The 9,679-nt window shown below is 58.6% G+C and carries 8 protein-coding genes and 1 pseudogene; 4 read left to right on the plus strand and 5 right to left on the minus strand.

Annotated elements, in window-relative coordinates; translation table 11 throughout:
* Nucleotides 1-192 (plus strand): hypothetical protein (locus tag AC0L3K_RS39850; protein ID WP_473368125.1); only part of this gene is annotated, 192 nt, incomplete at its 5' end.
* Nucleotides 193-689: 497 nt separating this feature from the next.
* Here AC0L3K_RS39850 and AC0L3K_RS39855 read toward each other — a convergent pair.
* Entirely contained in the window at nt 690-1,202 is a 513-nt protein-coding gene (locus AC0L3K_RS39855; protein WP_473368126.1) for a hypothetical protein, read from the minus strand.
* Between the two features lie 236 nt (nt 1,203-1,438).
* On the opposite strand from AC0L3K_RS39855, the gene AC0L3K_RS39860 reads away from it, so the two are divergent.
* Nucleotides 1,439-1,603, plus strand: coding sequence for a hypothetical protein (locus tag AC0L3K_RS39860; RefSeq protein WP_473368127.1), 165 nt, complete (start codon nt 1,439-1,441; stop codon nt 1,601-1,603).
* Between the two features lie 982 nt (nt 1,604-2,585).
* Here the strand turns inward: AC0L3K_RS39860 and AC0L3K_RS39865 are convergent.
* The gene (locus tag AC0L3K_RS39865; RefSeq protein WP_473368128.1) at nt 2,586-2,771 is read right to left on the minus strand and encodes a hypothetical protein; all 186 of its coding nucleotides are present in this window, start codon (nt 2,769-2,771) and stop codon (nt 2,586-2,588) included.
* 712 nt (nt 2,772-3,483) lie between these two features.
* Here AC0L3K_RS39865 and AC0L3K_RS39870 point away from each other — a divergent pair.
* A complete protein-coding gene (locus AC0L3K_RS39870; RefSeq protein ID WP_473368129.1) occupies nt 3,484-4,878 on the plus strand; it encodes an IS4 family transposase in 1,395 nt (464 codons plus the stop codon).
* Between the two features lie 783 nt (nt 4,879-5,661).
* Here the strand turns inward: AC0L3K_RS39870 and AC0L3K_RS39875 are convergent.
* The 3 genes and pseudogenes from AC0L3K_RS39875 to AC0L3K_RS39885 all read right to left on the minus strand — a co-directional run bounded on the left by AC0L3K_RS39875 (nt 5,662) and on the right by AC0L3K_RS39885 (nt 9,285).
* Complete coding sequence (locus tag AC0L3K_RS39875; protein ID WP_473368132.1) at nt 5,662-6,435, minus strand: ABC transporter substrate-binding protein; 774 nt, start codon at nt 6,433-6,435, stop codon at nt 5,662-5,664.
* 597 nt (nt 6,436-7,032) lie between these two features.
* The gene (locus tag AC0L3K_RS39880; protein WP_473368130.1) at nt 7,033-7,548 is read right to left on the minus strand and encodes a hypothetical protein; all 516 of its coding nucleotides are present in this window, start codon (nt 7,546-7,548) and stop codon (nt 7,033-7,035) included.
* 360 nt (nt 7,549-7,908) lie between these two features.
* Nucleotides 7,909-9,285: pseudogene (locus AC0L3K_RS39885) on the minus strand (transposase).
* On the opposite strand from AC0L3K_RS39885, the gene AC0L3K_RS39890 reads away from it, so the two are divergent.
* The coding region (locus AC0L3K_RS39890) for a hypothetical protein (RefSeq protein ID WP_473368131.1) at nt 9,284-9,679 on the plus strand (396 nt) is incomplete at its 3' end. The pseudogene AC0L3K_RS39885 and the gene AC0L3K_RS39890 sit on opposite strands and share 2 nt — an antisense overlap.

Consider the following 9,679-nt stretch of genomic DNA (forward strand, 5'->3'; position numbering starts at 1 on the left):
GAGCAGAGCTACGACCTCGCCATGATGGCGATTGCGGACTACCTGACGAAAGAGCACGACGCGGCGACCACCATCGACCGGCTGATCCGCATCCTTGACCGCGACAGCCTGCGGGACGCCATCACCGAGGTCCTGGTCGACGCACGGGTGCATCCGAGGCCAAGATCGGATGCTCCGAAGGTTGATCCATGAACTGCGCCGCCTGCGAAGACACCGGCTGGGTGTGCGAAGCCCACCCAGACCGCCCTTGGGATGGTCCGCACGCCTGCGGCTGCGGCGCAGCCGGCGACCCTTGCCCCGCTGCAATGCTTCCTCGGAAGCCGACCGACCTCGACCACCTGCCGGCTTTCGATTCAGCTTCGGCCTACTGGCGGATTTGGCCCGGTTCTTCCGGAAGAGATAGTCCCGCCCGGTTTATTGCAGCATCAGCCGCTTGAGCCTGCCCGAGAGCGCCTGCATTGGGACGATCAGCGCCGCGCGGATCGCACCAGGATCGCGGCTTTGGATTCATTGCGCCCGACGACGGCGCGCGATGTCGTCTGTCATTCAGCCACTGCATCGACGGGTTTCGGCCAGCGGCGGGCCTGCGTGTCGCGTTCGAAGTGGTCCCGGATGAAGACTCGCGCGGGTATCCGCGCTCAATGCGTTAGCGTCGTATTTGATTGCCACGAAATCAAAGGCCTGCCGGTTCACGCTGGCAGGCCTCTATTTCGCTGAACATCAAGGCACGGTACGGCGAAGTTTTCGCAGATCGAGGCGAAGGACTTGTTGGCATCAGCATCGTCGAAGCAAAATCGCGTGCCCTTGTCAGCTTGCTCGACCCACCAATCGACCTTGCTTCCCCGAGCAATGAGGGACGCCTCCGCACGCAGTTGATCCAGTCGTCTGCCGTAGGCCTGTACAATCAAACAATTGGTTTTGGCCATAGAACACATCGGCATAGAGACGGCCCCGGCTTCAGGGGGGCCTTTGGGGTAGGCCGGGGCCGCTCCGCCAGCTCGGGCGCGAGCCAGCGAGACAGCCAAACTGAATAATCGGCGCTCGGTTCCAAACGGGAGCGCCAGCAGATCCTGCCCGACGTCAGCAGCCGCACGTAGGTACCGCTCACCGTCTTGAGCCGACTCAACGGCAGCCGCAAGCTCTACCAGCTTACGCGCGGCAGCTTCCGGGTTGGCAAAGGGGCGCTCGGCGGTAAGCTTCATGCGGTAGTCAGACGGTAATCAGAGCGAATGTGAGAATCCATGGTGGAGTGCAGCGGCAGCGCCAGGTCGTGCATCCGGTCTTTCCAGGCAGTCTAATCGTGCTGGCGGCGCCAAGCCTCGTAGTCGGCCTCCGTGCGTTCGGCGGCGAATCTTGCCAAGCATCCTGAAAGCCGGAGCGGGCACTCTCGAACGTCTCGGCAACGCCGTTCCGACGCTCGCCGGGAGGTGTGCCCGGAGTGAAGCCGCACCTCCAAGCCCATTGTGGGGCGGAGTTCGGCACGGCGGCCGATCACGCCAACTCGGACGTCGCCGAAGAAGATGAGCCAAGTCTCGCGGTGTCGGTCGGCGGTGCTGCGGCGGCGGGTGAGGACGGGCATGCGGCCATTGAAACGGCAACGTAAGTAGGTCGCAATTACCTCGTAGGTCGGACCGGCGGCGACTATGCCTCGTGCGTAGTGGGATCAGTTTGATTGTGGCAGGATAGCTGGCTTGAACCGGGGTGCCATAGGCGCATACTTGAAGGGTGTTAGAAGAGCGCCCAACCTTCGGAGTGCGGAAAAATCCTGGGCTTGGCTGGGGGGTTGATATTCTGTGGCCGGATGGCGAAACGGAAGTGATCAAGGGTTTTAATACGAAGGGCGACGCAGTTAAGTGGATTGCTGAGCACGAGTACGCAAAAACGTGGCGCGAAAACACGAGTGACAAACCATCCCAAGCGCCCCCAACCGGTTCGCCAAATCGATTATAGACGTTCCGACCGGGCAGAAGCCCCACCGCGATCGCACTTGGTTGAGGTCGCGGCCGAGGCGACTCTCTAGCCGCCGCTCCTCTAAGGCGTTTCCTCCCCTGATGACTCGGCCGCTCGCACGGGCGGCCCATTTTGTTTGTGCGTCTCAGTCTGGCGCCGCGCAGAAGGCGCGCGGCTTGAGTTTGTAGAGGAAAGGCGCATTGATTTTCTTGATATGGATGCGACCGTCCCGAACGGGCTCAATGCCAGCCCGCAAGGTCTACCAGCTTTGAAATCCGTGAGGGCGGCTATCCGCGATTCACCCTCAATCCGATCTCGACCAGCCGGCGGGTCGCAGGCGCGACTGCTTGAGCTAGATGGCTCCGATCTTCACGCAGATCGTGTGGGCGACCATGAAGATCGTAGGGCGATCAGGAACCATACGATGGCGTTCGAGTCACGATCCGGCGCAAACTCGCGGTTCGCGTCTGTCTCCCGGTGTACCCTTGGCTGCCTGACGCAATAGCTGTTTGACTGCCACTTCATGCTCCGGCGTGATTTTGTCCTTCATGATTTCCGACGGTTAATGAGGAGACCGAGCGCGCCCATGATAATCAAAATGCTCCCTGTGCCGATCAGCCGGTGAGGTAGCTCGCCTAATACGTCAGCGCCAGCAGCCGTTGCACCATTGCACCCAAGCAGACGAGCACCACGAGGAGCTTCAGCAATTGTGCCAGTCGACCGTCCGGCGCGAACCTGTCGATCGCCCAAAAGCAGATCGCCCCGACAACGACGATAATCAACACGCCGATCAGAACTGAAATAGCGCCAAATTTAGTCACCTCATCGTGTGGTGCGGCCCGCCCGTGCTTGAGCCGGAGATCATTTCCTTTTCTTCGGGCGATCCATACGCGCTGCTCGAAACTCGGAAGGATCCTTAAGCCGGCGCTTGCGCGAAGCGTTTTCTTCGGGCTGAGCGGAAATTTCGACTAGGCTGTCGATCGTAGCACTCGCAAGCTCTTTCGCTCGTTCAGCTGTTGCCCTAATACCGGCGGCAAACTATCCCAAAAGGCCGGCCCCGAAAGAGGATGAGGTCCCTTGAAGCCGGAAGTTTACTCCAATGCCGCTCCGACACAGCGCTCGAAGCTGCAAAGGAACGCGTCCCGATTGCCAGTGTTCCTGAGTTCGCAGCTGTCGGGGTTAAAACAGGCCAACCTGGACGGCGGAGAGACGGCCCCAGCTTCACGGCGTGGGCTGGTATTATAGGCGGGGGCCGCTCCGCCAGCTTGGGGGCAAGCTAGCGAACAGCAAACCAGATAATCTGGGCCGGTTCCTTATGGAGCGCCAGCAGATCCTGCCCGACGTCAGCAGCCGCACGTAGGTACCGCTCTCGTGCAGATCGAGCCAGCCGCGCTCTACTGCATACGTAAGCGTCCGGTGAGGCTTTCAATTACCCACATTTAGCCGAGAGGGCTGAGGGAGCGCACCAACTATTGCATCGCAGGAATCGACCGTGATTCCTTGTCTGGCACCGATTCGCAGGGGGCGGTGCCAATGGACGAAGAAGCCGACGCATGGTTTGATCGCGAGCTCGCTGGTTGCAACCTTGCCGACGAGCGCCTGAATAAGCGGCTCGGGAGCGCCATGGGAGAAAGCATTCCGCTGGTGTGCCAGGACTGGGCTAATACCAAGGCCGCGTATCGTTTTTTCTCCAACGACCGGGTCAGTGAGGCGGACATTCTGGCCGGCCACTTTCAATCGACGCGTGAGCGCACGATTGCCACCGACGGGCCTATTCTAGTGCTCCACGATACGACCGAGTTCAGTTATCAAAGAGAGAACTCAGACGCGATCGGGATCACCAAGAGCATAAACAGCGGGCGCGACAAGGCGGGCCGCCTCAGGTCGCACACGGTTTGTGGCATCCTGATGCACTCGAGCCTGGCGGTGACAACCGAAGGGCTGCCGCTTGGACTGACGGCCGTCAAATTCTGGACCCGGAAGAAATTCAAGGGGACTGCCGCGCTTAAGAAGAAGATCAATCCGACGCGCGTTCCGATCGAGAAGAAGGAGAGCATTCGGTGGCTGGACAATGTCCGTCAATCCACAGAGCTGCTGGGCGATCCGGGACGATGCATCCATGTCGGTGATCGCGAGAGCGACATCTATGAGCTGTTCTGCGCGGCCCGGGAAGCTGGAACGCATTTCGTGATTAGGACTTGCGTTGACCGTTTGGCCGGGGATGGAAATCACACGATCGCCGACGAAATGGACGAGGTTGCCGTCAAAGGACTGCATCGCATCAACGTCAGAAACAACAACGGCGATCCCGACGAGGCCATTCTCGAGATCCGATATCGCAAGCTTCGCGTCCTGCCGCCGATCGGAAAGCAGAAGCGCTATCCCGCGCTGACCTTGACGGTGATCCATGCCGAAGAGCGCGGGACGCCGAAGAATAGAAAGAAAATCGAGTGGAAGCTGATCACAAATCTGCCTGTTAGCTCCCGCACCGACGCCATTGAGAAGCTCGAATGGTATGCTTTGAGATGGAAGATCGAGGTGTTCCACAAGATCCTCAAATCAGGCTGCAAAGCTGAGGAATCAAAGCTCAGGACCGCCCAGCGTCTGACCAGTCTGATCTCGCTCTTTTGCATCCTGAGTTGGCGGGTCTTTTGGATGACGATGCTCAACCGTTCGGCTCCAGACGCGCCGCCAACCCTCGCGTTGACCGCGACTGAAATCGGCGTGCTCGATCGCCTCGTGAACGACAGACCAAAAGCAAGACGGAAAACGCTGTCGCACTATCTGATCAAGGTCGCCCGGCTCGGCGGTTATCTCGCCCGCGCCAGCGCTCCGCCACCCGGCAATACCGTCATGTGGCGCGGGCTGTCACGTCTCACCGACATAGCGCTAGGTGTCATGGTCGGAGGAGAATCTGTGGGTAATTGAAAGCTCCACCGGAGGCTTACCAGAGGTTCGTACGGTCTTGGTCTGCGATTTCCGCTCCGGTCAATCGCGTCGATCCCACGGCATCCCAGCACGTTCCCTTTGGCGCTGCCAACGGACATCAACCCCTGACCATGCCAGGATCGGCCATCCAGATTGTTTACCAAAGCGGCCGGCAAACGGTCCAAGCAATTGCTGGATCGCTATCAAGCGGCCGACGGCATGCACATCTCGATCCAGCTACTTGTGCGCGACCGCACCGCTCGATAGGCCCGTTAGTGAGAGGGAGACTCGGAACTCGGCCTGCGGGACGCATAATACGTTGCACTATCACTGATCTTGTTGGGGACCCATTCCTCCGCGGTTAAGTCCCAATGATGAGTGTCGTCGAAGTGTTTCCAGAGTGGCCGCTTTGGCTTGCTTTCACCCTTCTGTCGGTTTGCATTCAGTGCGCGGAGTTGGACGACGAGCACCCCAGCCATCATCACCCATTCGCGAGCGCTATATCGGGAGTTCCATTTGATTGCGGCGAGCATTGGATGCCTCCTTTAAACTAAGAAGCCTCTGCCACATTAGCGTGGCCCAAGAATGCAGGGATGTAAACTACTTCACAGTTAGCCAACATCTTCGACATAGCCGCGGGCGATCTCACTGCGCGGCGACCGTAATCTACGTTCGTTCGATATTCCGGCGTCATTTTGCCGCGCCATCAAAACGCCCGCGACGATGTGTAGGATGGTGTTTTGGTCGCAAAGGCACGTCTCTCCCATGCAGCGCAGCCGAGCCTTATTCGATCAATTCGTCGGCTCGTATCAGCAACGAGGTCGGCACGGTGAGACCCAGCGCTTTGGCCGTCTTTACGTTGATTATGAGGACGAACTTCGTTGGCCTTTGTACCGGGAGGTCCACAGTTTGGCACCCCTGAGGATTTTGTCTACGTAGTCGCCCGCATGACGGAATAGATCGGCGGTATCGGCCCCATCCCGCATCGGCATAATGCCGGAACAAGTAGTTTGCTGGCAGGTGATACTTAGCCTTGAGCGCGATAATCCGGTGGGCCTGGGCATAGGTGAGGGCATCGCCAAAATCAATGATCGCATCGGCGTGTTGGGGGGCGGCCGAGGCAAAGGCAATGTCGAGTTCTTCTGGCTTGGTCGCCGGAACGAGAGGCAGAGCCACGCCGAGGTACCGGGCTATGCGGGGGATCTCTTCCGCGAAGTACAGCCTTTGCAGTGGATTGTCTGGAATGATCAAAACTGCGATTTTAGATGCGCCGGGAACAAGTTCTCGAAGAATTTCCAGACGTTTTGCGAAGAAGTCGTCGGGGACGTTGGTCGTCACGCCTGTCATGTTGCCACCTGGTCGCGACAGGCTTTGTATGAGGCCGAGGTGCACGGGATCAGCGACACCCACGAATACGATGGGAATCGTGCCCGTCGCCGATTTGAGCGCTATTGCTGCTTGCGCTCCTGGAGCGATCAGGATGTCGGGGCCAAGGGCCATCAGGTCGGCGACGGAATCTGTCAGTCGATCTGCGGGTTGAGAAAAGCGATACTCTATGGTGAGATTTTTCGCAGCGCATTAATGAACGCAACCTCGGCTTGATTAAGGGCCTTGCCCCTTCCATCGCCCATGGCGAGAAAGCCGAGCCGACGACGCTTACCCTGCCCCTGCGAAGAACGTGGCGAAATGAGCAGCCCCGCAGTTCCCGCAATGAACTCTCGTCGCCTCATTGCAATCCTCGCAGAAGCCTGAAGACAACGACCAAACACATGATACCACGTCTCAACGATCGGTGCGGATCACTTTCTGACCTCGACCACAAACATCCTCACGTCGGCTTTGGGCTGGCGACGGCTTCTGTCCTGACGCTGTTCGGCTCACATTCCCAGGGTGTTCAACTCTTGTTTGAATACCTCAAGCAGCTTGAGGTCGGGGCCAACTTTGAAGCCGGGCATTAGGTACCCAATTCGCCAAGTTTGCCGCTGTTGTGGCCATCCTACCAACGGCCATGCAACGGCGGCACTTGCCTTGGCCGCAACGAAAACTCGTCGCCTCATCAGCATTGTCTCAGCCGCCGATGATCACGTCACTGCGTTATGCCAGGCGATATCACTGGCATCGTTTCAAGTACGTAGCTGTTGGCACCTGGTTAGCTCAGTTCGTCTTGGTGAACTTGTACGTTCCCTTCTTGTGACCAATGACCTGGCTGATGCCATCGAAGTTGCTCTTGAGCGGATCGATGGTGACGACGAGCGCAGCCTGGAAGCCTTCAAATTTCCCCGTTCCACCAGTGATCTTGCAATTGTTGGGAGATCCCGGCACCCAGTCACACTGTTCGAACACTTGATCACCGTCCTTGTCGATGTAAGTACAGAACCCGTGAATCTCCGCGGTCTTTGCGGACGAATCCGTAAGGCGGCTCAACTGACAGCGTCCACCCATGTTGTTGAGTACAGGGTTTTCAGCCTCGTTCGAGGCTGCCATGGCTTGGTTCACAAAGACAAACTCTCTGCCGCTGTCGATCGACATTGGCTTGGGCGATGGAATAGGCGTGGCTGTGAATATGACCGAGACCGAGCCTTCCGGCGGCACGCCCTGTGCAACGGCCCTAAAACTGGTCAGAATGGCAACGACCGAAAGCAATGCGATGAGTACACGATTAAAAGCCATCGTTCCCTCCCTTTTGTGGCGGCGCAGAGAACTAATGCGAGCGAGCAGGCTATGCCCTGAGGAACACTCCAGCAAGAGTTAGAGATCTGCAAAGAATAACACGGTGTCGCAGGCGGAGCTCAGCAAGCGAGGGTGCGTCAGTAGAGCTGATCCCCTTGACTGTTTGGGCGAGAAGCTGCCTTCGAGGCAACTTCAGCTACGCGAACGGTTTACCAGCGACAGCGGACATCACGGTTGTTGAGGCGCTCTTCGGCTTAGGGCCGATTTTGTTGCAGAAGTCGGCAGTAACCGGTGATGTGGTTCGGCCATTCACTTGGGGTAGCGGGATTGGTCCCGCGCCCCTACGCTCTCTACGCAACTTTACGCTACGCAGCACACAGAGCCCTGAGCGGGTGGAGGTCGCGCAACCAGCGATGCGAGCCGCCGTAGGTTTTGAGCAATGGCGGCCAGAACAAGCTCGTCCTGAGCGCCTCGTGGACCACGCAGTCGGAGCCGACCGAGCTTCAGGATGCGCTTCAAGTGTGCAAACCTCATCTCGATCTTCTTGCGCTCATGCCGCGACCGTTCGAAGCCCTTGGTGCCAGCCAACATCCGGGCAACGTCTCGGGCATGCTCATGGATATCGCGTGGGATCTTGCGTGATGGCTCCTTTGGGCAGCACTGAGGTTTGAGCGGGCATGCATTGCAGTCGAGCTTGCTTGCGCGATACAGAAGGGTCTTGCCCTCGTGCACGGTACCGCTGGTCCCAAGCCGCTTTCCGCCTGGGCAGTGGTAGACGTCGCCGGTCGGGTCATATCGAAAATCGCTACGCGAGAAGGTGCCGTCATCCCGCTTCGACTTGCCGAACACGGGGTATGTGGCGCGATGCCCTTCTCCTCGACCAGCCAGTTCAGCATTGGAGCGGCCCCGTAAGCGGTATCCCCGATAAGCCGCTCCGGCTTGAGACCAAAGCGCTCCTCCGTTCGCTCAATCATGGTCCTCGCTGCTCTGACCTCGGCCTGGCGAATGGAGCGGGAGGCCTCGACATCAACGATGACGCCGAACTTCACGTCGATGAGATAATTGTCGGAGTACGCGAAGAATGCCGGTCCCTTGTGAGCTCCGGTCCACTGCGCTGCCGGATCGGATGGGGAGACGAACTTCGGCACAACGTCGCTGGCGGCACCTCACGCTGTATCGTCGAGGGTCGCCAGATACTCCTTCACCGCGCGGCTGGACCTTTGCGGGTCGCGGTCCTTGCGCCAATCCTGACCTGCGATCGAGCGTCGCCTGTTGGCATCAGCCTGGATCAAGCTCGCATCGACTGCAAAGCCATCGCCGCCAACCAGACCTGCCGCAATGCACGCCTCCACCGACCCGCTCGAACATGTGGCGAAATACATCTCCCTCGCGGAAGCGTTCGTTGCGGGCGCGCGAGAACGCCGAATGATCCGGGATAGCATCTTCGATCCCGAGCTTGCAGAACCAGCGATAGGCAAGGTTCACCTGCACTTCACGGCAGATCAGTCGCTCCGAACGGATCGCAAAGACATATCCCACGACCAGCATCCGGACCATCAGTTCCGGATCGATCGACGGGCGGCCCATGGACGAATAATGAGGTGCTAGTTCACTGCGAAGCCAGGACAGATCGAGAGCAGCATCGATCTTCCGTACGAGATGATCTTCAGGAACCGCGTCGCCAAGCTGAAACTCGTAGAACAATTGACCTTGATCACTCTTCGCACGGCCCATCATGGATCGACCTCGCCGAGATTCGCGTCATCACAACGAATCAAGGTTCGCGGCTCGCCTCAACCGACTTCTGCAACAAAATCGACCAAAAACGGAAGTCACCACCTCATTCGATCGTGTTGTTGGCACAGGAGATCAACCCAGGCGGCATTTCGACACCGAGCGCTTTTGCAGTTCTAAGATTGATGATCAATTCAAATTAAGTCGGCTGCTCAACGGGCACATCAACCGCTTTGGCGCCTCGCAAAAGCTTCGCGACCTGATGGGCGCAGTGACGAAAAATGCCGCTGAGACGCGACAATCTCCGAACCGAAGGGGAGGTCTGAAATTGGCCACTTCCGGACACCGGCATCACAACAAGACAGCCTATGCGGTCCTCACCGGCGCGGTGAGCGCC

It is taken from the genome of Bradyrhizobium sp. MI1.10 (assembly GCF_055811035.1).